This is a genomic window from Saccharopolyspora hordei (assembly GCF_013410345.1).
Taxonomy (GTDB): Bacteria; Actinomycetota; Actinomycetes; order Mycobacteriales; family Pseudonocardiaceae; genus Saccharopolyspora; species Saccharopolyspora hordei.
This window is the reverse complement of the sequence record NZ_JACCFJ010000001.1, coordinates 5,075,681-5,099,666: the sequence shown is the minus strand read 5'-3', so window position 1 is coordinate 5,099,666 and position 23,986 is coordinate 5,075,681. Positions and strand designations below refer to the sequence as shown.

At 73.0% G+C, this 23,986-nt stretch carries 24 protein-coding genes; 14 read left to right on the top strand and 10 right to left on the bottom strand.

Annotated elements, in window-relative coordinates; all coding sequences use genetic code 11:
• Positions 1-12: 12 nt before the first annotated feature.
• The 9 genes from HNR68_RS23365 to HNR68_RS27500 form a co-directional block, all read right to left on the bottom strand.
• Positions 13-4,809: a type VII secretion system-associated protein gene (locus HNR68_RS23365; protein WP_179723885.1), complete on the bottom strand. Its 4,797-nt coding sequence runs from the start codon at positions 4,807-4,809 to the stop codon at positions 13-15.
• A 230-nt stretch (positions 4,810-5,039) separates the two neighbouring features.
• Entirely contained in the window at positions 5,040-5,264 is a 225-nt protein-coding gene (locus HNR68_RS23360; protein ID WP_179723884.1) for a hypothetical protein, read from the bottom strand.
• 219 nt (positions 5,265-5,483) lie between these two features.
• Entirely contained in the window at positions 5,484-6,242 is a 759-nt protein-coding gene (locus HNR68_RS23355; RefSeq protein ID WP_179723883.1) for a sirohydrochlorin chelatase, read from the bottom strand.
• A 2-nt stretch (positions 6,243-6,244) separates the two neighbouring features.
• The gene (locus tag HNR68_RS23350) at positions 6,245-7,582 is read right to left on the bottom strand and encodes a sulfate adenylyltransferase subunit 1 (protein ID WP_179723882.1); all 1,338 of its coding nucleotides are present in this window, start codon (positions 7,580-7,582) and stop codon (positions 6,245-6,247) included.
• Between the two features lie 127 nt (positions 7,583-7,709).
• Positions 7,710-8,660 carry a sulfate adenylyltransferase subunit CysD gene (gene cysD, locus HNR68_RS23345; RefSeq protein ID WP_246330521.1) on the bottom strand — a complete coding sequence of 317 codons (951 nt, stop codon included), beginning with the start codon at positions 8,658-8,660 and terminating at the stop codon, positions 7,710-7,712.
• A gap of 17 nt (positions 8,661-8,677) precedes the next feature.
• Entirely contained in the window at positions 8,678-9,403 is a 726-nt protein-coding gene (locus HNR68_RS23340; RefSeq protein ID WP_179723881.1) for a phosphoadenylyl-sulfate reductase, read from the bottom strand.
• Between the two features lie 5 nt (positions 9,404-9,408).
• Complete coding sequence (locus tag HNR68_RS23335) at positions 9,409-9,567, bottom strand: hypothetical protein (protein WP_179723880.1); 159 nt, start codon at positions 9,565-9,567, stop codon at positions 9,409-9,411.
• Positions 9,564-11,261, bottom strand: coding sequence for a nitrite/sulfite reductase (locus HNR68_RS23330; RefSeq protein WP_179723879.1), 1,698 nt, complete (start codon positions 11,259-11,261; stop codon positions 9,564-9,566). The genes HNR68_RS23335 and HNR68_RS23330 overlap by 4 nt, the downstream gene beginning before the upstream one ends.
• 105 nt (positions 11,262-11,366) lie before the next feature.
• Complete coding sequence (locus tag HNR68_RS27500; protein WP_343050353.1) at positions 11,367-11,459, bottom strand: putative leader peptide; 93 nt, start codon at positions 11,457-11,459, stop codon at positions 11,367-11,369.
• Between the two features lie 66 nt (positions 11,460-11,525).
• On the opposite strand from HNR68_RS27500, the gene hemW reads away from it, so the two are divergent.
• The 13 genes from hemW (at position 11,526) to HNR68_RS23265 (ending at position 22,700) form a co-directional block, all read left to right on the top strand.
• The gene (hemW, locus tag HNR68_RS23325; RefSeq protein WP_179723878.1) at positions 11,526-12,755 is read left to right on the top strand and encodes a radical SAM family heme chaperone HemW; all 1,230 of its coding nucleotides are present in this window, start codon (positions 11,526-11,528) and stop codon (positions 12,753-12,755) included.
• A 251-nt stretch (positions 12,756-13,006) separates the two neighbouring features.
• Positions 13,007-14,029: a heat-inducible transcriptional repressor HrcA gene (gene hrcA, locus HNR68_RS23320; protein ID WP_343050352.1), complete on the top strand. Its 1,023-nt coding sequence runs from the start codon at positions 13,007-13,009 to the stop codon at positions 14,027-14,029.
• Between the two features lie 60 nt (positions 14,030-14,089).
• On the top strand, positions 14,090-15,262 hold the full coding sequence (gene dnaJ, locus HNR68_RS23315; protein ID WP_179723876.1) for a molecular chaperone DnaJ: 1,173 nt from the start codon (positions 14,090-14,092) through the stop codon (positions 15,260-15,262).
• A gap of 95 nt (positions 15,263-15,357) precedes the next feature.
• Positions 15,358-16,101, top strand: a complete 744-nt coding sequence (locus HNR68_RS23310) for a 16S rRNA (uracil(1498)-N(3))-methyltransferase (RefSeq protein WP_179723875.1) — start codon at positions 15,358-15,360, stop codon at positions 16,099-16,101.
• Positions 16,102-16,388: 287 nt separating this feature from the next.
• Positions 16,389-16,754 (top strand): histidine triad nucleotide-binding protein, encoded by a 366-nt coding sequence (locus HNR68_RS23305; RefSeq protein ID WP_179723874.1) that lies wholly within the window; start codon positions 16,389-16,391, stop codon positions 16,752-16,754.
• A 179-nt stretch (positions 16,755-16,933) separates the two neighbouring features.
• Positions 16,934-18,010 carry a PhoH family protein gene (locus HNR68_RS23300; RefSeq protein ID WP_179723873.1) on the top strand — a complete coding sequence of 359 codons (1,077 nt, stop codon included), beginning with the start codon at positions 16,934-16,936 and terminating at the stop codon, positions 18,008-18,010.
• The gene (ybeY, locus tag HNR68_RS23295; protein ID WP_179723872.1) at positions 18,007-18,573 is read left to right on the top strand and encodes an rRNA maturation RNase YbeY; all 567 of its coding nucleotides are present in this window, start codon (positions 18,007-18,009) and stop codon (positions 18,571-18,573) included. Before HNR68_RS23300 ends, ybeY begins: the two co-directional genes overlap by 4 nt.
• A 10-nt stretch (positions 18,574-18,583) precedes the next feature.
• Positions 18,584-19,912, top strand: coding sequence for a hemolysin family protein (locus tag HNR68_RS23290; protein ID WP_179723871.1), 1,329 nt, complete (start codon positions 18,584-18,586; stop codon positions 19,910-19,912).
• Positions 19,905-20,270, top strand: coding sequence for a cytidine deaminase (locus tag HNR68_RS23285; protein ID WP_179723870.1), 366 nt, complete (start codon positions 19,905-19,907; stop codon positions 20,268-20,270). Before HNR68_RS23290 ends, HNR68_RS23285 begins: the two co-directional genes overlap by 8 nt.
• Before the next feature lie 95 nt (positions 20,271-20,365).
• A complete protein-coding gene (gene era / locus HNR68_RS23280; protein WP_343050351.1) occupies positions 20,366-21,271 on the top strand; it encodes a GTPase Era in 906 nt (301 codons plus the stop codon).
• Positions 21,272-21,399: 128 nt separating this feature from the next.
• Entirely contained in the window at positions 21,400-21,819 is a 420-nt protein-coding gene (locus HNR68_RS23275) for a CD225/dispanin family protein (protein ID WP_179723868.1), read from the top strand.
• 63 nt (positions 21,820-21,882) lie between these two features.
• The gene (locus HNR68_RS23270) at positions 21,883-22,269 is read left to right on the top strand and encodes a CD225/dispanin family protein (protein ID WP_179723867.1); all 387 of its coding nucleotides are present in this window, start codon (positions 21,883-21,885) and stop codon (positions 22,267-22,269) included.
• On the top strand, positions 22,266-22,700 hold the full coding sequence (locus HNR68_RS23265; RefSeq protein ID WP_179723866.1) for a DUF2752 domain-containing protein: 435 nt from the start codon (positions 22,266-22,268) through the stop codon (positions 22,698-22,700). Before HNR68_RS23270 ends, HNR68_RS23265 begins: the two co-directional genes overlap by 4 nt.
• Here HNR68_RS23265 and HNR68_RS23260 read toward each other — a convergent pair.
• On the bottom strand, positions 22,697-23,029 hold the full coding sequence (locus HNR68_RS23260) for a DUF4190 domain-containing protein (protein ID WP_179723865.1): 333 nt from the start codon (positions 23,027-23,029) through the stop codon (positions 22,697-22,699). The genes HNR68_RS23265 and HNR68_RS23260 overlap by 4 nt on opposite strands.
• Before the next feature lie 100 nt (positions 23,030-23,129).
• On the opposite strand from HNR68_RS23260, the gene recO reads away from it, so the two are divergent.
• The gene (recO, locus tag HNR68_RS23255; protein ID WP_179723864.1) at positions 23,130-23,927 is read left to right on the top strand and encodes a DNA repair protein RecO; all 798 of its coding nucleotides are present in this window, start codon (positions 23,130-23,132) and stop codon (positions 23,925-23,927) included.
• The last annotated feature ends 59 nt before the right edge of the window (positions 23,928-23,986 follow it).

Here is a 23,986-nt window from a genome sequence, read left to right as displayed (position 1 = left end):
CCGCCCACGCGGCTATCCGAGGTAGCGCTGTGCCCAGTCGGGCACCGCCTGGTCGGTGGCGATCTCGGTGTGCGCCCGGTGGTGGTCGGTGACCAGCTGGGTGAGGACCTCCCGCAGCTCCAGCTCCTCGAGCCACTCGGCGGGGATCTGCTCGGTGCCGCGGGCCGCGCCGAGCAGACTGCCGCAGATCGCCGCGGTGGCCGCGGTGTTGCCGGAGTGGGTGGCCGCCAGCGAGACCGCGTCGGCGAAGGAGTTCGGGTGCGCCAGGGCGGCCGCGACACCGATCGCCAGCGCTTCCGGCGCGTTCCAGCCCAGGCCCAGCTCCTCGAAGCGGGTGGGGGAGACCCGGCCGCTGCCGACGATCTCGACCGCCGAGCGCAGGCCCTGCGTGATGCCCTCGGCGACCTCCATCTGGTCCAGCTCGGCGAGCACCGCGTGCACGGCGTCGATGAGCGTCTGCCCGTTGTGCAGCGAGCACACCAGCCCGGCCAGCGCCCCGGCGGACAGGTAGCCGTCGGGGTGGCCGTGGGTCACCGCGGCGATCTCCGCGCCCTGGATGATCGCGTCCTGCGGGGAGGTGAACTCGAAGCCGACCGCGGCGCCGCGCACGACGGCCGCGGTGGTGCGCGCGGAGTTCGGCGGGTTGCTCGGGGTCGGGACCTCGCGGCGGTCGGAGAAGCGGGCCAGCGCGGTCAGCGTCGCCTCGTCCGGGAACCGCTGCGCGTGCAGGACCTCGGTCTCGGCGAGCACCCCGAGCTGGAAGACACCGCTGCGCAGCTTCACGCCCTGGGTGTGCATCCAGTGCAGCAGCGAACCGCGCACCATCGACGGCCGGTGCGCGCTGACCCCGCGCAGCACCGAGCGGATCCGGGAGCGGATGAGCCCGTCGAGGACGAACGCGGTCTGCTGCCCGTGCGCGGTGGCGGCCGCCCGCTTGCCGAACGCTTCGGCCATGGTGCGGACGCCTTCCGGGTTCTCGCGCAGGATCGTGCTCAGGTCGGCGAACATCCAGGGCGCGCCGAGCGCGTCGCCGACCGCGGTGCCCAGCACGCACCCGGCGACCCGCTGCTCGCGGCTGATCATCACCTGGTCCTCGGTGACCAGTTCGCCCTCCGCCGCCTCCTCCTCGGTGGCCTCGCCGATGAGCTGCGCCGCGCGCTCCGGACCGAAGGCCTCGACGAGCAGCTTGTGCAGGTCCTGGGTGAGGTCCGCGGAGTTGCCGTCCTCGTTGTCGCGGAACTTGCGCCAGGCGGCGAGCAGTCGCAGCTCTTCCTCGGACAGCCCGTCGTCGTCGGCGTCCTCGGGCTCCTCGGCAGCGGCCGCCGGTTCGGCGGGGGCGGGCGGCTGCTCGGTGGCAGCGGCCGGCTCGGACGGCTGCTCGGCGACCGGGGCCTCCGGCTCGGCGACCGCCTCCGGTCCCCTGGCGGGCTCGGGGTCGGTCGCCGGCTCCGGTTCCGCCGCCTGCTCGGGGGCGGCCTCGGGCGCGGCGTGCTCGACGTCCTCCTCCTGGGGCTCGGCCTCCTCCTCGGCAGCGTCCTCGGCCCCCGGCTCGGCGGCGCCCTGCTCGGCCTCGCCGATCGGGTAGCGCTCCAGCCACTCGTCCCCGCTCGGCGGGTTCGGGCCGAACTCGCGGATCGCGTCGGCGGCGATCTGCTCGATGACCTCCCGCAGCTCCAGCTTGTCGCGCCAGGTCTGCGGGACCGCCTCCGCGGTCAGCGCGGCGCCCATGACGTTGCCGCAGATCGCCGCGGTGGAGTCGCTGTCGCCGGAGTGGTTGGCGGCCAGCACCACCGCGTCGGCGAACGACTGCGGGTGGACCAGCGCCGCGCACACCGCGATCGCCAGCGCCTGCCCGCCCGAGGTGCCTTCGCCGATGGCCTCCTCGATCTGCTCCGGGGTCGGGGCACCCGCGGCGGCGAGCTCGATGGCCGCCCGCAGCGCAGCGGAGGTCTCCTCGTGCCCGTCCCACGTGGACAGTTCGGTGAGCGCGCGGTCCACCGACTCCGGCAGCGAACGGCCCTCCAGCAGCTGCTGGACGACCACCGCCAGCGCACCGGCCGGCAGGTAGCCGGTCGGGTCGCCGTGCGTGAGCACCGCGGTCATCGCGCCGACCCGGAACACCTCGGCGGGGTCGGACGACCACAGCCCGGCCGGGGCCGCGCGCATCACGCCGCCGCAGCCCTTGGCGTCGTTGAGCCGGTTGCTGAACGAGCCCTGCGGTGCGCCGTGGGCGTAGCCGTGCAGCGCCTGGATGCAGGTGGTGCCCGGGGCGCGGCGGACGAACAGGCCCTTCTGCTGGATCAGCCAGCCGTCCGGCGGGGTGGCGGCCAGCGGGCCGCCGGCGTCCCGCCAGTCGAAGCCCTGGGTGTGCAGCCACCGCTGGTAGGCGTGCTGCACCTGGGTGGCCGGTTCGTTCTCGCCGAACAGCCGACGCCGGATGCTCGCCCGGATGAGCCCTTCCAGGGTGAACAGCGTCATCTGGGTCTCGTCGCTGACCGAACCGCCGGGGCGGTGCGCGTCGACGTAGTCGGTCAGCCCGGCCGGGCCGTACTTGCGGCGGATCTCCTGCAGCGAGTCGTCCTCGATCGGGTAGCCGAGGGCGTCCCCGGCCGCCCCGCCGAGCAGGAAGCCCAGGATCCGCTGCGCGCGCGGGTCGTCCGCCGCGGCGGCGGGTTGCGGGGCCGGGACCTCGGCGGTGGGCTCGGGGTCCGTGGTCGCCGCAGCGGGTTCCTCGTCCGCCGGTTCCTCCGCGGCGTCGTCGGTGGCCGGTTCCTCGGTGGGGTCCGTGCTCTCGCTGGACTCCGGAGCCCCTTCTCCGCTGTCGTCCGCGGCTCCTCCCGGCTCCTCGGCGGCCGGTTCCGCCGGCCTGGCGGGCTCCTCCCCGGCGAGCGGGAGGGTGGAGGTGAAGTCGAGGTCGGAGACGTCCTTGGCGGCCGGGTACCGCGCGGCCCAGGCCTCCCCGCTCGGCGGGGTGGGGCCGAACTCCAGCAACGCGTCCTTGACGAGGGCCTCGACGACCTCCCGCTGCTTGAGGTCGCGCAGCCAGACGCCGGGCAGCGCCGGGGCGCCGTAGCGGGCACCGACGATGTTGCCGCAGATCGACGCGGTCGAGTCGCTGTCGCCGGAGTGGTTGACCGCGACCATGAGGGCGGCGGCGACGCTGTCGGTGCTCAGCGCCGCGCACACCGCGATCGCCAGCGCCTCGTGCCCGGCCCAGCCGCCGCCGAGGGTGTCCTTGAGCTGCTCGGGCGTCGGTTTGCCCCGCTGGGCGAGGTCCACGGCGGCCTGCAGCGCGCGGTCGGTGTCCTCGTGGTCGGCGTACCGCACCAGCAGTTCGCGGGCCTGCCGCACGGCGTCCTCGATGGTCGCCTCGCGCAGCAACCGGTGCACGATCACCGCCAGCACCCCGGCGGGCAGGTAGCCGTTGGGCTGCGAGTAGGTCAGCGCCGCGGTGGCGGCGGCGAGCTCGAAGACCTCCTCGGGGTCCTCGGACCACAGCGCCACCGGGGCCGCGCGCACCACGCCGCCGCAGTCGGGCGAGTCGTTGATCGGCCGGTCGAAGGTGCCGGGCGCGCCGACCGAGGCGAACTCGCGCAGCGCGGTGATGCAGCTGCTGTTCGGCGAGCGCACCGCGAACAGGTCCCGCTGCTCGACCAGCCAGCCGTTCGGCTTGGGGTGGCTGATGGCGAACGGACCGGCCGCCCGCATCCACGCGTAGCCCTGGGTGTGCAGCCAGCGCTGGTAGGCCAGCTGGACAGCGGGCAGCGGGCTGTTCGCCCCGGCCCGGACCGCGATGTGCCCGCGGATCAGGCCTTCCAGGGTGAACAGCGTCATCTGGGTGTCGTCGGTGAACTCGCCCGGCTGGTCACCGGTGCGGTCGTACTCGGTGACCCCCATCGCGCCGAAGCGGCTGCGGATCTGGTCCACCGGGTAGAACTCCACCGGCGCGCCCAGCGCGTCCCCGATGGCGCCGGCCAGCACCGAGCCCAGGAAGCGGCGGCCGAACTCGGTCTCGGTCGGATCGGCCTGCGCGGGCGCGGGCTGCTCGACCGGCGCGCCCCCGCTCGGCACCGGGGTGCCGTTCGGCGGGGACGGGGGAGCGGGCGCCGGCGTGACGGCGGGCGTGGTCTGGGGCGCGGCGGCTGCCGGGGTGCCGTTGGGCGGAGAGGTCGGTGCGGGCGTCGGGGTGCCGGTGGGCGGGGACTGCAGCGGCGTGCCGGGGGCCTTCGGCGGTACCGCGGCGGCGGCCTTGACCAGGTCCTCGGCGGGCACTCGCGCCTTGACCGGGCTGGTCGGGTTGACCTGGATGTCGATGCCCGTCGGGTTGAGCGCGGCCAGCTGGCGACCGGTCATCCGCTGCCAGGTCGTCCAGTTCGGCGGGAGGAAGCTCTCGGAGGTGAAGACCTGGAGCTGTCTGCGCCCCGACTCGTGCTCCATCGTGAACAGGCCGCTGCCCTGCGGCTGCGCGAACAGGATCAGCTCGGCGTCCAGCATGGCCGTCAGCAGCGTGTGGCCCTGCGCGTAGCCGGTGGTGGTCAGCTGGAGGGCGCGCTCGACGTCGTTGGTCGGCGCGGGCAGCCGCAGCGCGACCGGGGACGGCCGGTAGTTCGGGTTGGGGGAGAAGTCGTCGGTGATCTCGCCGTTCTCGTCGACGCGGTAGCCGCCGATGAACCCCCACGGCGGCACTTCGGCGTTCGGGTCGGTGAAGATCGGGTCGACCACGTACAGCCAGGTGTTGGGCTGCTTGAGGGCCTGTTCCCGCATCGCCGGCGTGATGACCGGTCGATTCGGCTGCTGCGTCGTGTTCATCTCGCGCTGTTGTCCCCGACTCCTCTTCCAGCCTTGCATTGAACGCCCCCACACCCCGGCGGTCACTCGATAGCGCGGGTCTGGCGAGTCCGACGAACACGAAGAGCGGCCGGTTCCCCGCCTAGACGCTGACTGCACACTCTCTCATGGCCACATGGGGTGAAGTTTAGTCTTCGCAAGAACAACTCACTGTTGTCGGGGATCAGCAGGCCACCCGGCCCACGGCGGGGTCAGGAGGACAGGGCGGCGGCCATCAGGCAGCCGAGGCAGGGCATGCCGGTGGGCGCGTCGAGGGACTCGGCCTGACCGGGCTGGATGGTGAACCCGCAGTAGGCCCGCAGCACGGGCGGCGTGGTGCCTCCGGTCGGCAGTGGGAAGAAGTGGCACGACCGGTCGCGCTCGCCGCGGGCGTGCTCGACGCGCACCCGCGCGATGAAGTGGGGCTGCGAGATCATGCCGCGTCCCGCGGACGCGGGGAGTGCGGGTCCGGCAGCGACCTGGGATGTCGGGGTGTTCCGGGTCGCTGCCGGTCATCGTGCACCCAGCTGGTGGACACGTGCGTCATGATGCCGCGCGCGTTGTGCGGGCGGCGCGGATTGACGAGATTTGCTCAGCAACCCACCCCTTCAGACCAGCGCGCTCCCGCGACCGGGTGATCGGTCGTGGCGAACCGGTCACAGGGCGGCCGGCAGGTGCGCCTGGGCGTCGGCGAGGGCTTCCGCGTGGCGGGCCAGGACCAGGTCCGCGAGGTTGTCGTCGTCGGCCATCGGCTCCGCGATGAGCGGGTCCTCGGCGTGGTCGCGGGCCTGGGCGGTGATCCGGTCCGGCAGCAGGCCGGGCGCCAGGAACCAGGAGGCGACGGCGATGCGGCGGGCGCCCCGGGCGCGCAGCTCCTCGATCGCCGCCGGCACGGTGGGCTCGGCCGCCGCCGCGAAGGTCGCCACCGCGCCGGACCAGGCCGTCGCCGCCCGCCAGCGCTCCGCGACGTCGGCGACCAGCTGGTTCGCCGGGGCGTGCGAGGAACCCGCCGCGGCCACCAGGACGCCGAGCTCCGGGTCGCGGGGATCGGCCCCGGCGTCGAGCAAGCGCCGCCAGGCCGCGGCGTCCAGGCGCGGGTCCGGGCCCAGGACGTCGGAGACGTGCACCTGGAAGCGCGGGGAGCGGCGGTGCGCCTCGGCCACCGCCGCCGGGACGTCCACGCGGGCGTGGAACGCGCGGCCCAGCAGCAGCGGGACGACCACCGCCGTGTCGTGGCCGTCGCCGTGCACCGCGCTGAGCACGTCGCCCACGCGCGGTGCCGACAGGTCCAGGAAGGCCGCGCGCACGTCGAGGTCCGGCCGCTTGGCGCGCACCACGTCCAGCAGGGCGTGGACGGTCGCGGCCGAGCGCGGGTCGCGGCTGCCGTGGGCGACGGCCACCAGGGGAGGTGTCATGGTCATCCCGCTGCGAACGGCGCCAGCGGGACCCCGATCAGGCCCGCGGCCAGCGTGGTCCCGTCGGCGGGGTCGATCACCAGGAACGAACCGGTGCGGCGGCTGTCCGCGTAGGCGTCCACCGGCAGCGGCTCCGCGGTGCGCACCTGCACCCGGCCGATCTCGTTGAGCTGCAACGCGTCCGGGCTGTCCACACTGGACAGCTCCTGCTCGTCGAAGCGGGCCGACAGCTCGGTGACGAGGGCCTGCACGGTGCGCGTGCCGTGCTTCACCAGCACCTTGGCGCCCGGCTTGAGCGGCTTCTCAGCCAGCCAGCACACCGTGGCGTCGAGCTCGTCGGTCAGCTCCGGGGCGGAGTCCGCGGCGGCGATGAGGTCACCGCGCGAGACGTCCACGTCGTCCTCGAGCAGCAGCGTGATCGAGTGCCCGGCGGCGGCCTTCGGCTGCGGGCCGTTCGGGGTGTCCACCTTGGACACGCGGGTGCGCACCCCGGCGGGGAGCACCACGACCTCGTCGCCCTCGGCGACGACCCCGGCCGCGACCTGGCCCGCGTAGCCCCGGTAGTCCGGGTGCTCCGCGGTGCGCGGGCGGATCACGTACTGCACCGGCAGCCGGAACGGCGCGTCGTGCGGGTCCGGCGCCACCGGGACCTGCTCCAGGTGCTCCAGCAGCGACGGGCCCTCGTACCACGGGGTGTTCGCCGAGCGCTCCACCACGTTGTCGCCGTGCAGCGCGGAGACCGGGATGGTCACCACGGTGCCGTACCGGTAGCCCAGCGCGCGGGCGTGCTCGGTGAACTCGGTGGCGATGCGGGTGAACACCGCCTCGTCGAAGTCCACCATGTCGATCTTGTTGACCGCCAGCACCAGCTGCGGCACACCCAGCAGCGCCAGCACCGCGGCGTGCCGCCGGGTCTGCTCGACGACGCCGTTGCGGGCGTCGACCAGCAGCACCGCCAGCTGCGCCGTCGAGGCACCGGTGACCGTGTTGCGGGTGTACTGCACGTGCCCCGGGGTGTCGGCCAGCACGAACGAGCGCTTCGGCGTGGCGAAGTAGCGGTAGGCCACGTCGATGGTGATGCCCTGCTCGCGCTCCGCGCGGAGCCCGTCGACCAGCAGCGACAGGTCCGGGGTGGCCAGGCCGCGGTCAGCGCTGGCGCGGTGCACGGCGTCCAGCTGGTCGGCCAGGACCGACTTGGTGTCGTGCAGCAACCGCCCGACCAGGGTGCTCTTGCCGTCGTCGACGGACCCCGCGGTGGCCAACCGCAGCTGGTCGGTCTGCACCGGCAAGGTCACCTCGGTGCCGCTGTCGGGAGCGGTGCGGGTGGTGGTCTCGGTCATGCGGGGAACCCAATCCTGGCTGAGGAGCGGACGTCGGAGAGTGCTCGGGCGGCGGTCCTGTCGGGACCTGGCCGTCCACATCGGACGGAGTGCCGGTCACCGGACCTGGCACCCCCGGCCGGTGGGGTCAGAAGTAGCCCTCGCGCTTGCGGTCTTCCATCGCGGCTTCGGAGAGGCGGTCGTCGGCGCGGGTGGCGCCGCGCTCGGTCAACCGGCTGGCGGCGACCTCGGCGATCACGTCGTCCACCGTGTAGGCCTCGGACTCCACCGCGCCGGTGCACGACCCGTCGCCGACCGTGCGGTAGCGGACCGTCTTGACCACCGGCACCTCGCCGTCACGCGGGCCGCCCCACGGTCCGGAGGTCAGCCACATGCCGTCCCGCTGGAACACCTCCCGGCGGTGCGCGTAGTAGATCTCCGGCAGCTCGATCTTCTCCCGCTGGATGTAGCGCCAGATGTCCAGCTCGGTCCAGTTGGACAGCGGGAACACCCGCACGTGCTCGCCCGGACGGTGCCGGCCGTTGTACAGGTTCCACAGCTCGGGCCGCTGGCGCCGCGGGTCCCACTGGCCGAACGCGTTGCGCAGGCTGAAGATCCGCTCCTTGGCGCGGGCCCGCTCCTCGTCGCGGCGGCCACCGCCGAAGACCGCGTCGAACCTGTTCTCCGAGATCGCGTCCAGCAGCGGCGTGGTCTGCAGCGGGTTGCGGGTGCCGTCCGGGCGCTCCTGCAGCCGCCCGTCGTCGATGTACTCCTGCACCGACGCCACCACCAGCCGCAGCCCGTGCCGGGAGGCGAGCTCGTCGCGGAACGCCAGCACCTCCGGGAAGTTGTGCCCGGTGTCGACGTGCAGCAGCGGGAACGGCACGGGCGCCGGCCGGAACGCCTTGAGCGCCAGGTGCACCAGCACCGTGGAGTCCTTGCCGCCGGAGAACAGGATCACCGGGCGGTCGAACTCCCCGGCGACCTCCCGGAAGACGTGGATCGCCTCGGACTCCAGCGCGTCCAGGTTGTCCACCTGCGGCGGCGCGTCGGTCTGCGGATCGCCCGGCAGCTCGACCTCGGCATCGATAGCGGTCATGTCCCCTCCCAAGGATGTCAGCCGTGCAGTCCGCACTCGGTCTTGCTGGTGCCCGCCCAGCGGCCGCTGCGCGGGTCGGCGCCCGGGGCCGGCTTGCTGGTGCAGGGCTGGCACCCGATCGACGGGTAACCGGCAGGCACCAGCGGGTTGACCAGCACGCCGTGCTCCACGACGTAGCGCTGCACGTCGTCGTCCGACCAGGCCGCCAGCGGGTTGACCTTGACCAGCCCGTTGCGCTCGTCCCAGGTGGCGATCGGGGTGTTCGCGCGGGTCGGCGCCTCCACCCGGCGCACGCCCGTCACCCACGCCTCGTAGCGGGCCAGGGTGCGGCGCAGCGGCACCACCTTGCGCAGGAAGCAGCACCGGTTCGGGTCCCGCTCGTACAACCGCGGCCCCTCGGCGGCGTCCTGCTCGGCGACGCTCTGCTCCGCCCGCGCGTTGACGATGGTGACGTCGTAGACCTGCGCCACCGCGTCGCGGGTGCCGAGGGTCTCGGCGAAGTGGTAGCCGGTCTCCAGGAACAGCACGTCCACGCCCGGCTTGGCCTTGGCGGCCAGGTCGACCAGCACGGCGTCCTGCATGTTCGAGGCGACGATCAGCCCGTCGCCGAAGGTGTCCACGGCCCAGCGCAGCGCTTCCTCCGCGGTGGCCTCGGCCAGGCGCGGCGCGGCCTCCTCGACGAGGGCGCGCAGCTCCTCGTCGCTGCGGCGGGTGCCGATCTGCGTGGTGGTGTCGGCAGTCATCTCCGTCAATCCCCTCCCAAGGCCAGCCCGACGAGCCGAACGGCGAAGACCCGCAGGCACGACTCGCACTTCCACGCCCCGGCCGGTTCGGCCTCGGGCGTCAGGTCCTCGTCACCGCAGTACGGGCAGTAGAACGGCGCCGCCCGCCCACCTGCCTGGCTCACTTGAGGTCGTCCTCGTCGGCGCGGGCGACCCACTGCGCGAAGCGCTCGCCCTCGGTGCGCTGCTCCAGGTAGCGCCGGACCAGGCGCTCCACGTAGTCGCCGAGCTCGGCGGAGGTGACCTTGTGGCCGCGGATCTTCCGGCCGAACCCGGCGTCCAGGCCGAGCCCGCCGCCCAGGTGCACCTGGAAGCCCTCGACCTGGTTGCCGTTGCCGTCCGGCACCATCTGGCCCTTCAGGCCGATGTCGGCGACCTGGGTGCGGGCGCAGGCGTTCGGGCACCCGTTGAGGTTGATGGTCACCGGGTTGTCGATGTCGCCCTGGATGTCGGCCAGCCGCTCCTCCAGGTCGTGGACCAGGGCGATCGCCCGCTCCTTGGTCTCCACGATGGCCAGCTTGCAGAACTCGATGCCGGTGCAGGCCATCACGCTGCGCCGCCACGGCGACGGGTCGGCCTGCAGGCCCAGCCCCGCCAGGTCGGCGACCAGGGTGTCCACTTCGGACTCCGGCACGTCCAGGACGAGCAGGTTCTGCTCCACGGTGGTGCGCACCCGCCGCGACCCGGCGCGCTCGGCGGCCTTGGCCACCTCCACCAGCGTCGAACCGCTGACGCGCCCGGCCGGGGACTTCACGCCCACGTAGAAGTTGCCGTCCTTCTGCGGGTGCACGCCGATGTGGTCGCGCGCCTCGGTCGGCGTCTCCGGCGCGGGGCCGTCGACGAGCTCGCGGCCCAGGTACTCGTCCTCCAGCACCTGCCGGAACTTCTCCGGACCCCAGTCGTTGACCAGGAACTTCAACCGGGCCCGGTGCCGCAGCCGCCGGTAGCCGTAGTCGCGGAAGATCTGCACCACCGCGTGCCACACCTCGGCGACCTCGTCCAGCGGCACCCAGGCGCCCAGCCGCACGGCCAGCTTCGGGTTGGTGGACAGGCCACCGCCGACCCACAGGTCGAAACCGGGGCCGTGCTCGGGGTGCACCACGCCGACCAGCGCGATGTCGTTGATCTCCGGGACGGTGTCCCAGCGCGGCGAACCGCTGATCGCGGACTTGAACTTCCGCGGCAGGTTCGACAGCGAGCGGTCCCCGATGAACTTCTCGCGGATCTGCTCGATCGCCGGGGTGGCGTCGATGATCTCGTCGGCGGCGATGCCCGCCACCGGCGAACCCAGCACCACGCGCGGGCAGTCGCCGCAGGCCTCCGTGGTGGACAGTCCGACGCCCTCCAGCTTCTGCCAGATCGTCGGCACGTCCTCGACGCGCACCCAGTGCAGCTGGACGTTCTGCCGGTCGGTGATGTCGGCGGTGTCGCGCGCGTAGGTCTGCGAGACCTCACCGATCGTGCGCAGCTGCTCGGTGGTCAGCGCGCCGCCGTCGATGCGCACCCGCATCATGAAGTAGCGGTCGTCGAGCTCCTCGGGCTCGATCGTGCCGGTGCGGGCGCCCGGGATCCCCGGCGCGCGCTGGGTGTACAGGCCCCACCACCGGAAGCGGCCGCGCAGGTCCGCCGGGTCGATGGAGTCGAACCCGCGGTGGGCGTAGATCGTCTCGATGCGCTGCCGGACGTTGAGCGGGTTGTCGTCCTTCTTGGAGCGCTCGTTGGCGTTCAGCGGTTCGCGGTAGCCGAGCGCCCACTGACCCTCACCGCGGGTCTTGCGCTTGCGCGCGGGACGGGTGGCGGTTTCCGTCGGGGGTACCATGTCCGACCTCCGGGATTCGGGCGCGGCGGCGCCGCGGCCTCCCCGTCGTGGACGGTGCACTGCCCGGCGCCCCGGCGCCGACTGGACTGGTGCAGCAGCGCGGGATCACACGGTGGCGCGGCAGAGCGCGCTGGAGACTCGCCGCAGGTCCACGTAGCGGCGAGCGACCAGCAGCAACGTCGAGGATGTTGCGCGCATGTGAAGGAGCGTGCCACGCGCCCACCACTCGGTCCAGGCCGATCCGCATGGTGAGACAGTGGTGGTGTGCCTGCTCAGCTGCCCACCGGTGAACCCGCTCCGGCCGACGGGACGCTGCCTCCCGAGGCCCTGACCGGGCTCGGTTCGCGGCCCTTCGGCGTGTACGTCCACGTGCCCTTCTGCGCCACCCGCTGCGGGTACTGCGACTTCAACACCTACACCGCCGACGAGCTGGGACCTTCGGCGTCCTTCGACAGCTGGCTGGACGGTCTGCGGGCCGAGCTGGAGCTGGGTGCGCGGGTGCTGTCGGCGGGCGGTGCGCCGGTGCCCGCGGCGGAGACGGTGTTCGTCGGCGGCGGCACGCCGTCGCTGCTCGGCGCGGACCGCCTGGGCGAGGTCCTGGCGGTGGTCCGCGGCACCTTCGGGCTGGCGGACGCGGCGGAAGTCACCACCGAGTCCAACCCGGAGTCGACCTCCCCGGAGTTCTTCGCCGCGATCCGTGACGCGGGCTACACCCGGGTGTCGCTCGGCATGCAGTCGGCGGCCGAGCACGTGCTGCGGGTGCTGGAGCGGCGGCACACCCCGGGCCGCGCGGTGGCGGCGGCCCGCGAGGCGCGCGCGGCCGGCTTCGAGCACGTCAACCTGGACCTCATCTACGGCACCCCGGGGGAGACCGACGACGACCTGCGCCGCTCGCTGGACGCGGTGCTCGGCGCCGGGGTGGACCACGTCTCGGCGTACGCGCTGATCGTGGAGGACGGCACCGCGATGGCCCGCAAGGTCCGCCGCGGCGAGCTGCCGATGCCCGACGACGACGTGCTCGCCGACCGCTACGAGATCGTCGACCGCACGCTCGCCGACGCCGGGCTCGGCTGGTACGAGGTGTCCAACTGGGCCCGCGACGACGCGGCAGCCTGCCGGCACAACCTCGGCTACTGGCGGGGCGGTGACTGGTGGGGCGCCGGACCGGGCGCGCACAGCCACGTCGGCGGGGTCCGCTGGTGGAACGTCAAGCACCCGGCCCGCTACGCGGCCCTGCTCGCGTCGGGGACCTCCCCCGCGGCCGGGCGCGAGCGGCTGAGCAGCGAGGACCAGCGCATCGAGCGGGTCATGCTCGAGCTGCGCCTGGCGGAGGGGCTGCCGGTGGACGCGCTCGACGACTCCGGTGCGCTCGCGGCGGAGGAGGCGGTGGCCGACGGCCTGCTCGACCGGGCCGCGCTCGCGGCCGGTCGCTGCGTGCTGACCGACCGGGGCCGCCTGCTGGCCGACGGGGTGGTCCAGCGCCTCATCGCCTGAGCGCGGGGGCGCCGGCGGCTGGCGGGTGGTGGCCGTCCGCCCCTGTGGTACCTCTCACCGCGGGCCCGTCCGCGACCGTCCGCCGCGCGGAGCGCCGACCGGGGCCGACCGGCCATCGGGAGGTGCCGGTGCCGACCTGCGAAGCTCGGTCCCGGGCGGAGCACACCGTAAACTCGGTGGTGGTACCCGGGCTCCGCCTGGGCGCACGATGCTGGGCAGGTGCCGCTGGGTGAGAATGGGAGGTGGCGCGGGTGAACGCGGATGAACGCCGGTTCGAGGTCCTGCGGGCGATCGTCGCGGACTACGTCGCGACGAAGGAGCCGGTGGGGTCGAAAGCTCTCGTCGATCGCCACAACCTGGGCGTGTCCAGCGCCACCGTCCGCAACGACATGGCGGCGCTGGAGGAGGAGGGGTTCATCGTCCAACCACACACCAGCGCCGGGCGGGTGCCCACCGACAAGGGCTACCGCTTGTTCGTCGACCGGCTGCACGAGATCAAGCCGCTGACCAGCGCGGAGCGGCGCGCGATCCACACCTTCCTGGAGGGCGCGCTGGACCTCGACGACGTCATGCGGCGCAGCGTGCGGCTGCTGGCGCAGCTCACCCACCACGTCGCCGTGGTGCAGTACCCGACGCTGACCCGGTCCACGGTCCGGCACGTCGAGGTCGTCACCATCACGCCGGCCCGGTTGATGCTCGTCGTGATCACCAACACCGGGCGGGTCGACCAGCGGATGGTCGACCTGGGCGACGTCATCACCGACGACGACGTGGCCCGGCTGCGCACCGTGCTGAACTCCGCGATGGCGGAGAAGCGGCTGGCCGACGCCTCCGCCGCGGTCGCCGAGCTGCCGGACCAGGCCCCCTCGGAACTGCGCGACGTGCTGGTCCGGGTGTGCAGCGTGCTCATCGACACGCTGGTGGAGCACCCGGAGGAGCGGATGGTGCTCGGCGGCACACCGAACCTGACCGCCAACGTGGCCGACTTCCCCAACTCGTTGCGCCAGGTGCTGGAGGCGCTGGAGGAGCAGGTGGTGGTGCTCAAGCTGCTCGCCGCCTCGCGCGACTCCAACACCGTGCGGGTCAGCATCGGGTCGGAGAACGAGGCCAAGGAGATGCAGACCACCTCGGTGATTTCGACCGGTTACGGTTCAGATGGCATGGTGCTGGGAGGGCTCGGCGTCGTCGGGCCCACCCGGATGGACTACCCGGGCACCATGGCGGCGGTGCGGGCGGTGGCCCGGTACGTGGGTGAGATCCTGGCCGGTCGGTGATGTCGTCACCAGCAGGACAGGCTTGTACTCGTTGATCGAGCAGAGGGAAGTACGGAGAAGGTGGCCAGGGACTACTACGCGATCCTCGGCGTGTCCAGGGACGCGACGCCCGAGCAGATCAAGCGGGCTTACCGCAAGCTCGCGAGGGAATTGCACCCGGACGTCAACCCGGACGAGGCCGCGCAGGAGCGGTTCCGCGAGGTGACCACCGCCTACGAGGTGCTGTCGGACCCGAAGAAGCGTCAGGTCGTCGACCTCGGCGGTGACCCGCTGAGCAGCAGCGGCGGCGGCGCCGGCGGGATGGGCGACCCGTTCGCCGGTTTCGGCGGCCTCGGCGACATCATGGACGCCTTCTTCGGCGGCGGGGCCGGTGGCGGCGGGCGCGGCCCGCGCAGCCGGGTCCAGCCGGGCTCGGACGCCCTGCTGCGCCTGGAGCTCACGCTCGAGGAGTGCGCCAGCGGCGTCAACCGGGACATCGCCGTGGACACGGCGGTGCTCTGCGACGCCTGCGACGGCGGCGGCTCGAAGGCCGGCAGCGCGCCCTCGACCTGCGACACCTGCGGTGGGCGCGGCGAGGTGCAGTCGGTGCAGCGCTCGTTCCTGGGTCAGGTCATGACCTCCCGCCCGTGCCCGGTGTGCCGCGGCTTCGGCGAGGTCATCACCGACCCGTGCCAGCAGTGCGGCGGCGACGGCCGGGTCCGCGCGCGGCGCACCATCACGGTCAAGATCCCGGCCGGCGTCGGCGACGGCATGCGCGTCCGGCTGGCCGGTGAGGGCGAGGTCGGGCCCGGCGGCGGGCCCGCGGGCGACCTGTTCGTCGAGGTCGAGGAGCTGCCGCACGAACGGTTCACCCGGGACGGCGCGGACCTGCACTGCACCGTCGAGGTGCCGATGACCGCGGCCGCGCTCGGCACGGTGCTGACGCTGCAGACCCTCGACGGCGGGTACGAGGAGATCACCGTCGAACCCGGCACCCAGCCCGGCACCGAGCACGTGCTCAGCGGGCGCGGCCTGCCGAAGCTGCGCTCCAACGGCAAGGTCAGCGGGCACGGCGACCTGCACGTGCACCTGGACGTCGTGGTGCCGACCAAGCTCGACGAGGCCCAGGCGGAGCTGCTGCGGCAGCTGGCCGCGCTGCGCGGCGAGGACCAGCCGGAGCCGACCGTGACGGCGAACGGCAACGGCAGCAAGCAGGGGCTGTTCTCCCGGTTCCGCTCCTTCGGGCACCGCTGAGGACCCGTGCGCCCGTGGCCGCCCGCTCACGGGCGGGACGGCCACCCGTGGGCGGGGCGGGGGCGCCTCGCCGCTGTGAGGACTGAGGCAGGAACGTGTCGGAATCGTCGTTGCCGGTGTTCACCGTCGACCAGCTGCCCGCTGCCGGGGCGACCACGTTGGACGGGCCGGAGGGCAAGCACGCGGCGACCGTGCGCCGGCTCCGGCCGGGCGAGCACCTGCTGCTCTCCGACCGCCGCGGCGGTCTGGCCCGCTGCGAGGTGACGGCGGCGGCCAAGGACGAGCTGCAGCTGGCCGTGCTCGAGACCTGGCGGGAACCGCAGCCGGCGCTGCGGGTGCGGCTCGCGCAGGCCCTGGTGAAGGGCGACCGCGGCGAGCTCGCGGTGGAGCTGGCCACCGAGGCCGGGGTCGACGCGGTCGTGCCGTGGCGGGCGTCCCGCTGCGTGGCGAAGTGGGACGACGGCCCGCGCGGCGCCAAGGCGCTGGCGCGGTGGCGCAGCACCGCGCAGCAGGCGGCGAAGCAGGCGCGCCGGGCGTGGACGCCGGAGGTGGCCGAGCCGGTGAGCACCAAGCAGCTCGCCGCGCTGGTCGGCCAGGCGGACGCGACCCTCGTGCTGCACGAGTCGGCGACCGAGCCGATGGCGTCCGTGGAGCTGCCGGAGTCGGGCGAGCTGCTGCTGGTGGTCGGCCCGGAGGGCGGCATCACTCGCGAGGAGCTCGCGGCGCTGACCGAGGCGGGCGCGCAGGTGGTGCGCCTGGGCCCGACGGTGCTGCGCGCCTCCACCGCCGCCGCGGTCGCCCTCGGCGCGCTCGGCGTCCGCACCGACCGCTGGAGCTGATGACGGTCACGGTCCGCGAAGAAGATCACAAACTTGCGCCGTTGTCGTAGCGCGATCGATCGACACAGCGCTACGCTCTGCCGCGAGATCTGGATGATCGCGGTTCGTCCGCGACCGGTGCCGCACGGGGCATCGGACCCCAGCACTCGCCGGACGCCTCCCCCCTCGGTCCGGCGAGAGCTGCGCCGCAAGCGGGACCTACCCCCAGACCCGGTTGCGGCGCAGCGTGCCGGGTGCTCCGCCGAGGTGCCCCTCGCCACGGGGCCCGCACCCCTTAGCCTGCTGGCATGAGCGACATGGATTCCCTGTTCCTGCGCATCATCGCGCGCGAGGTGCCCGCCGACATCGTGCGGGAGAACGACCGGGTCATCGCCATCCGCGACATCAACCCGCAGGCGCCCACGCACGTGCTGGTGGTGCCGAAGAAGCGCTACCGCAACGCCGCCGAGCTCGCCGCGGCCGACCCGGAGCTGCTCGCCGAGCTGTTCACCGTGGCCCGCGAGATCGCCGCGCAGGAGGGCATCGAGGAGTCCGGCTACCGGCTGCTGTTCAACACCGGTGCCGACGCCGGGCAGACGATCTTCCACGTGCACCTGCACCTGCTGGGCGGCGAGCCGCTCGGCGGCCTGACCGGTGGTCCGCTCAAGGGCTGACCGGGCGGGCCCGGTGGCGGTGCGACCGGCCGGCCGCGCCGCCACCGCGAGCGCCGTGGTCCACGTCGCGCGCGAGCGGTGACGGCGGCGATCGGATTGCCGTGTGGACTACCATCGGTGCCAGGAAGAACTGACCGAACGACCGGCGCGGAACGCGCAGAAAGCAGGCCCGAACACACGTGGCCGGTATTGCAGCGGGCGGCGCTGCCGCCCACTCCGGAGAACCTTCCCAGACAGCGGCAGCGCAGGCCGAACGGGCGCAGTCCAAGGTGACCGTTCCCGACGACGTCGTGCTGACCCTGGTCGGGTCCCGTGACGAGAACCTGCGGGTCGTGGAAGACCTGCTCACCGCCGACGTCCACGTCCGGGGCAACGAGGTGACGCTGTCCGGCGACCCCGCTGAGGTGGCCTTCGGCGAACGGGTGTTCGCCGAGCTCATCGCCCTGATCGGCAAGGGCAGCCCGCTGACCCCGGACATCGTCCGCCGCAGCGTCGGCATGCTCTCCGCGGACCACGACGAGTCGCCGGCCGACGTCCTGAGCCTGGACATCGTGTCCCGGCGCGGCCGCACCATCCGCCCCAAGACGCTGAACCAGAAGCGCTACGTCGACGCCATCGACAACCACACCGTGGTGTTCGGCATCGGCCCGGCCGGGACGGGCAAGACCTACCTGGCGATGGCCAAGGCCGTGCAGGCGCTGCAGGCGAAGCAGGTCAACCGGATCATCCTGACCCGGCCCGCGGTCGAGGCCGGGGAGCGGCTCGGCTTCCTGCCGGGCACGCTCTACGAGAAGATCGACCCCTACCTGCGGCCGCTGTACGACGCGCTGCACGACATGGTCGACCCGGAGTCGGTGCCGCGGCTGACGCAGGCGGGCACCATCGAGATCGCCCCGCTGGCCTACATGCGCGGCCGGACCCTCAACGACGCGTTCATCATCCTGGACGAGGCGCAGAACACCACGCCGGAGCAGATGAAGATGTTCCTGACCCGGCTGGGCTTCGGCTCCAAGATCGTGGTCACCGGGGACGTCACCCAGATCGACCTGCCCGGTGGCCAGCGCAGCGGGCTGAAGGTGGTGCAGCAGATCCTGGGCGAGGTGGACGACGTGCACTTCGCGCAGCTGGACAGCCACGACGTGGTGCGGCACCGCCTGGTCACCGACATCGTGAACGCCTACGACCGCTGGCACGCGCGGGAAGAGGCCGAGCAGCACGAGCGGCGAGGCAACGGGCACCGACGAGGACGAGCATGAGCATCGAGATCGCCAACGAATCCGGCGTCGCCGTGCCCGAGGCGAGCATCGTCTCGGTCGCCCGGTTCGCCCTCGACAAGATGAGCGTCAACCAGCTCGCCGAGCTGTCCATCGTGCTCGTCGAGCTCGACGTGATGGCCGACCTGCACGAGCGGTGGATGGACCTGCCGGGCCCCACCGACGTGATGTCCTTCCCGATGGACGAGTACGACTCGGCCCGCCGCCCGGACTCGGCGGGGGCCGGCCCGGCGCTGCTGGGCGACATCGTGCTCTGCCCCGCCTTCGCCCGCGACCAGGCCCGCAAGGCCGGGCACAGCCTGCTCGACGAGCTGCACCTGCTCACCGTGCACGGCGTGCTGCACCTCCTCGGCTACGACCACGCCGAGCCGGAGGAGGAGCGGGAGATGTTCGGGCTGCAGAACCGCATCCTCGCGGAGTTCCGCGAGGCCCGCGCTGCGGCTGAGCGCGCGGAGGCGCAGCGCAGCGCGGACGACAAGGTCCTCGGCGCGGTCGGGTTGGACGAGCCGGAGCCGCCGCGGGGCGGGCCGGCGCCCGCCAACTGAGGGGGCCGCGTTGGAACCGAGCGATTCCACCGCGTTCCTCGTCACGGCGGTGCTGCTGGTGCTCGCTGCCGGGGTGTTCGCCGCCTCGGAATCCGCGGTCACGGTGGCCTCCCGCGCCCGCGTGGACGAACTGGTGCGCGAGGGCCGGAGCGGGGCCAAGCAGTTCGCGCTGCTGCTCGCCGACCGGCCCCGGCACGTCAACCTGCTCCTGCTGCTGCGGCTGGCCTGCGAGCTGGGCGCCACGGTGCTGGTCACGGTGGTCGCGCTGCGGCTGGCCGACTCCGAGGCCTGGGCCGTGGTCATCGCCGGGCTGATCATGCTGGTGGCCTCGTACGTGCTGGTCGGCGTCGGACCGCGCACGGTCGGTCGGCAGCACCCCTACGGCATCGGGCTGAAGGTGGCCGCGCCGGTGCGGGTGCTGGCCCGGCTGCTCAACCCGCTGACCCGGCTGCTGATCCTCATCGGCAACATGCTCACTCCCGGCAAGGGGTTCCGCGAGGGCCCGTTCTCCACCGAGGTGGAGCTGCGCGAGCTGGTGGACCTGGCCGGCGAGCGCGGCGTGGTGGCCGCCGGGGAGCGGGAGATGATCCACTCGGTCTTCGAGCTCGGCGACACGCTGGCCCGCGAGGTCATGGTGCCGCGCACCGAGATCATCTGGATCGAGCAGACCAAGACCGCCCGGCAGGCGCTGGCGCTGTGCCTGCGCTCGGGCTTCTCCCGGATCCCGGTGATCGGGGAGAGCGTCGACGACGTCGTCGGGGTGGTGACGGTCAAGGACCTCACCCGCGCGGTGCTCACCGCGCGCGATGAGGACGGCCCGCCGGTGTCCGAGCTGATGCGCCCGGCCAGCTTCGTGCCCGACACCAAGCGGGTCGACGAGCTGCTCCGCGAGATGCAGCTGTCCCGCAGCCACCTGGCCATCGCCGTCGACGAGTACGGTGGCACCGCCGGGCTGCTGACCATCGAGGACATCATCGAGGAGATCGTCGGCGAGATCACCGACGAGTCGGACCTCGAAGAGCACCGGCCGATCGAGAAGCTCGACGACGGCACCGTCCGGGTCAGCTCCCGGCTGCCGGTGGAGGACCTCGGCGAGCTGTTCGACGTCGACCTCGACGACTCCGACGTGGAGACCGTCGGCGGCCTGCTCGCGCAGCGCCTCGGCCGGGTCCCGCTGCCGGGCGCGGAGGCCGAGATCGCCGGGCTGAAGCTGCGCGCCGAGGGCGGCAAGGACCACCGCGGCCGGATCCGCATCAACGCGCTGCTGGTCCGGCCGGTGAACGCAGACCACGCACCGCTGCGCGGTGCTGACCAGGAAGGAAGCAACACCCGTGGCTGAGCACGTGGAAGCGGCGGCGCCGGAGCAGCTCGAACCGGAGGACGCCAAGATCGTCACGCTGGCGAGGTCGGCGCGCGCCCGCACCGGCGCCGCCGAGGGCGCGGCGGTCCGCGACACCGACGGGCGCACCTACGCGGCCTGCACCGTCTCCCTGCCGTCGCTGCGCCTCACCGCGCTGCAGGCCGCGGTGGCCGCCGCGGTGGCCAGCGGCGCGGAGGGGCTGGAGGCCGCGGCGGTGGTCACCGACGCCCGCTCCATCGACGCCGCGTCCGCGGCCGCGGTCCGCGACCTGACGGGCTCGGCGCCGATCCTGCGCGCCGACGCCCGCGGCGAGGTCGCCGGAGTGCTCAACTCCTGACCCGACCACGCGGAGCCCCCGGCCGGACCGGCCGGGGGCTCCGCGCCCGTGCACCCCGTGCGCGGATGCACGGGCGGGACCGTCACAATGGGCCGGTGACCAGCTCTGATGTGCACCGCTCCGGATTCGCCTGCTTCGTCGGCCGCCCCAACGCCGGGAAGTCGACGCTGACGAACAGCCTGGTCGGCTCCAAGGTGGCGATCACCTCCAGCAAACCGCAGACCACCAGGCACGCCATCCGCGGCATCGTGCACCGGCCGGACGCGCAGCTGATCATCGTGGACACCCCCGGCCTGCACCGGCCGCGCACCCTCCTCGGCCGACGGCTCAACGACCTGGTCTACGAGACCTGGTCCGAAGTGGACGTGGTCGGGTTCTGCGTGCCGGCCGACCAGAAGATCGGCCCGGGGGACCGGTTCATCGCCGAGCAGCTCAAGAAGGTGGCCCGCCGCACCCCGGTGCTGGGCATCGTCACCAAGACCGACCTGGTGCCCAGGGAACGGGTGGCCCAGCAGCTGCTCGCCCTGCAGGAGGTCATGGACTTCGCCGAGCTGGTGCCGGTGTCCGCCGTGGAGTCCTTCCAGGTCGACGTGCTCTCCGACCTGCTCGTGCAGCAGCTCCCGGAGGGGCCGCAGCTGTACCCGGACGGCGAGCTGACCGACGAGCCGGAGACCACCCTCATCGCCGAGCTGATCCGCGAGGCCGCGCTGGAGGGCGTGCGCGACGAGCTGCCGCACTCGCTGGCGGTGACCATCGAGGAGATGGTCCCGCGCGAGGGCCGCGACGACCTGGTCGACGTGCACGCGGTGGTCTACGTCGAGCGCCCCAGCCAGAAGTCGATCGTCATCGGCAAGGGCGGGGAGCGGTTGCGCGCGGTCGGCACCCAGGCCCGCAAGCACATCCAGGCGCTGCTCGGCAGCAAGATCTACCTCGACCTGCACGTCAAGGTGGCCAAGGACTGGCAGCGCGACCCGCGGCAGTTGCGCAAACTGGGCTTCTGATCACATCTGCGCTTCGGTTTTGCGGGAACGCGGCGTGTGGCGCCCGCGTCTCAGGTACGTTGCCGCCGACACGTGCTCTCAGTGATCAGAGCACCTCGGTCCTTCGATGATCGTGCAGAGGAATCACCGTGACGAATCCCTATGGCGGGCCGCCTTCAGGGCCCAATCCGCAGCAGCCGTACGGCCAGCAGCCAGGTGGGTACGGGCCGTCTTCGGGGCCGATGCCCCAGCAGCCGTACGGCCAGCCCGCTCCCTACGGGCAACCTGGCTACGGTGCCGCACCGCCGAACAACAACATCGGGTGGGGCATCGGCTCGATCTTCCTGTGCTGGCCGTTCGCGATCCCCTCGCTGATCAAGGCCACCTCGGTGCAGAACCTGTGGCTGCAGGGGCAGTACCAGCAGGCGCAGGAGGCAGCTGCTGAGGCCAAGAAGTGGGGCAAGATCGGGATCATCGTCGGGGCGTGCGGCTGGGGTCTGCTGATCCTGCTCTACATCGCGCTCTTCGTCATCGCAGGCATCGCGGCGACCAGCTACAGCAGCTACTGATCCCGGCACGCCGTTGCGGGCGCGGACCTCGCGCCCGCAACGGCCCGGAACGTGGGGGATGTGATGAGCGAGCAGCCCGAGCAGGACCAGCAGCCGCAGCAGGACCAGCCACCGCAGCAAGCGCCCCCGCCGGTGCCGGTGCCGGGCTACGCGGCGCAGTTCGGGGTCGCGCCCATGCCGCTGAACAACAACCTCGGCTGGGCCATCGCGTCGCTGCTGATCTGCTGGCCGTTCGGGATCCCGTCGCTGATCAAGGCGCTGCAGGTCAGCTCGCTGTGGTACCAGGGCCAGCACACCCAGGCGCAGGTCGCGGCCGACGAGGCCAAGAAGTGGGGCAAGATCGGCGTCATCGTCGGGGCCTGCTGCTACGGGGCGTTGGTCCTGTTCCTGCTCCTCTACTTCGTCCTCGTGTTCGTGCTCATCGGCGCGAGCATCTCGACGATCCGATGACGAGCGGTGCCTCGACCGCGGGCCGGCTGCGCGCCCTGGTGTGGCCGGCCGCCACGGTCCTCCTCGCCTGCGCCGGGGCGGCGGTCGTGCTGGCCGCGGACCCGACCTCCGACGCCGGGTTCCCGCTGCCGCCGTGCCCGGTCAAGCTCCTGACCGGGCTGGACTGCCCCGGGTGCGGGACGACCCGCATGGTGTACAGCCTGCTGCACGGCGACGTGCCGGCGGCGCTGCACTACAACGCGGCGGCGCTGCTGTTCCTGCCGTTCTTCCTGTGGACCTGGGGAGCCTGGGTGCTGGGCCGCTGGCGCGGGCAGCCGGTGCGCACCTGGGAGCAGTGGCGCTGGGCGCCGCACGTGGGGCTGGCCCTGATCGCCGTGTGGTCGGTGATCAGGAACCTGCCCTTCCCGCCCTTCTCCGCGCTCTACGTCTAGTCGTTGAACGCCGACTCGAGGTCGGGCCCCAGCACGCCGGTGGCGGCCATGATCACGAACGTGATGAGCAGGGCCCACAGCGCGAACACCGACCAGCCGATGATGATGCCGGCCAACGCCATGCTGCGGTTGTGGTAGAGGTGCGGGGCGCGCTTGATCTCGCGCAGCGACACGTGCCCGAGGACGGCGCCGACCGGGCCGACGAGCAGCGCGCCGTAGCAGGTCATGATGGCCGCCAGCGAGACGCACAGGGACGCGATCGCCAGGCCGTTGTTCCGCGGCGGGTAGCCGAGGACCGGAGGGTGGTTCGGGTCGTAGGGGTAGGTCATCGGTTCCTCTCAGCCGAACCGGTCCGCGCCGGGACGTCCCGGGGGACCGGATCTGCGCCGCACCCGCGAGGCGCCACGCGCGAGGTGCGACGATGTGGGGGTGAGCCTCTACCGGGACACCGCTGTCGTGCTGCGGGTGCAGAAGCTGGGTGAGGCGGATCGGATCATAACCCTGCTGACCCGCCGCTACGGCAAAGTCCGCGCGGTCGCCAAGGGGGTGCGGCGGACCACATCGCGGTTCGGCGCCCGCGTCGAGCCGTTCTGCCACGTCGACGTGCAGCTCTACACCGGCCGCACGCTCGACGTGATCACCCAGGTGCAGACCGTGGACGCCTTCGGCCTGCACATCGTCGACGACTACCAGCGCTACACCGCGGCCTGCGCGGTGCTGGAGACCGTGGACCGGTTGGCCGCCGAGGAGGGCGAGCCGGTGCTGCGGCTGTACCTGCTGGCCGTCGGGGCGCTGCGGGCGCTGGCCGGTCGGGAGCGCGACTCCTCGCAGGTGCTCGACGCGTTCCTGCTGCGCGCGATGTCGTTCGCGGGCTGGGCCCCGGCGCTGTCCGAGTGCGCCCGGTGCGGTGCCGCCGGCCCGCACGCGGCGTTCCACGTGCAGGCCGGGGGCTCGGTGTGCGCGCGGTGCCGCCCGGCGGGGTCGGTGCGGCCGTCCGCGCACACGCTGCCGCTGATGGAGGCGCTGCTGCACGGCGACTGGACCAGCGCGGAGCGGGCGGAGCCCCCGGTCCGCCGGGAGGCCAGCGGGCTGATCGCCGCGCACCTGCAGTGGCACATGGAGCGGCAGTTGCGGTCGTTGCCGCTCGTCGAGCGGACCGTGCCGGAGCTGATCAAGGAGCGTGCGGCGGACGCGGCGCTGGTCGGCACGGCCGAGGACGGGCGCTGAACCGCCCACCGACCCGGGTGGGGACAATGATGACCTCATGCCCAGCAGTTCGAAGGGGA

Bases quoted from the DNA above. Each gene is read 5' to 3' on its own strand.
- HNR68_RS23365 (WP_179723885.1), bottom strand. From the start codon at position 4,809: ATGAACACGACGCAGCAGCCGAATCGACCGGTCATCACGCCGGCGATG.
- HNR68_RS23340 (WP_179723881.1), bottom strand. From the start codon at position 9,403: ATGACTGCCGACACCACCACGCAGATCGGCACCCGCCGCAGCGACGAG.
- HNR68_RS23360 (WP_179723884.1), bottom strand. From the start codon at position 5,264: ATGATCTCGCAGCCCCACTTCATCGCGCGGGTGCGCGTCGAGCACGCC.
- HNR68_RS23270 (WP_179723867.1), top strand. From the start codon at position 21,883: ATGAGCGAGCAGCCCGAGCAGGACCAGCAGCCGCAGCAGGACCAGCCA.
- cysD (WP_246330521.1), bottom strand. From the start codon at position 8,660: ATGACCGCTATCGATGCCGAGGTCGAGCTGCCGGGCGATCCGCAGACC.
- HNR68_RS23260 (WP_179723865.1), bottom strand. From the start codon at position 23,029: ATGACCTACCCCTACGACCCGAACCACCCTCCGGTCCTCGGCTACCCG.
- HNR68_RS23265 (WP_179723866.1), top strand. From the start codon at position 22,266: ATGACGAGCGGTGCCTCGACCGCGGGCCGGCTGCGCGCCCTGGTGTGG.
- ybeY (WP_179723872.1), top strand. From the start codon at position 18,007: ATGAGCATCGAGATCGCCAACGAATCCGGCGTCGCCGTGCCCGAGGCG.
- HNR68_RS23355 (WP_179723883.1), bottom strand. From the start codon at position 6,242: ATGACACCTCCCCTGGTGGCCGTCGCCCACGGCAGCCGCGACCCGCGC.
- HNR68_RS23330 (WP_179723879.1), bottom strand. From the start codon at position 11,261: ATGGTACCCCCGACGGAAACCGCCACCCGTCCCGCGCGCAAGCGCAAG.
- HNR68_RS23305 (WP_179723874.1), top strand. From the start codon at position 16,389: ATGAGCGACATGGATTCCCTGTTCCTGCGCATCATCGCGCGCGAGGTG.
- HNR68_RS27500 (WP_343050353.1), bottom strand. From the start codon at position 11,459: ATGCGCGCAACATCCTCGACGTTGCTGCTGGTCGCTCGCCGCTACGTG.
- HNR68_RS23350 (WP_179723882.1), bottom strand. From the start codon at position 7,582: ATGACCGAGACCACCACCCGCACCGCTCCCGACAGCGGCACCGAGGTG.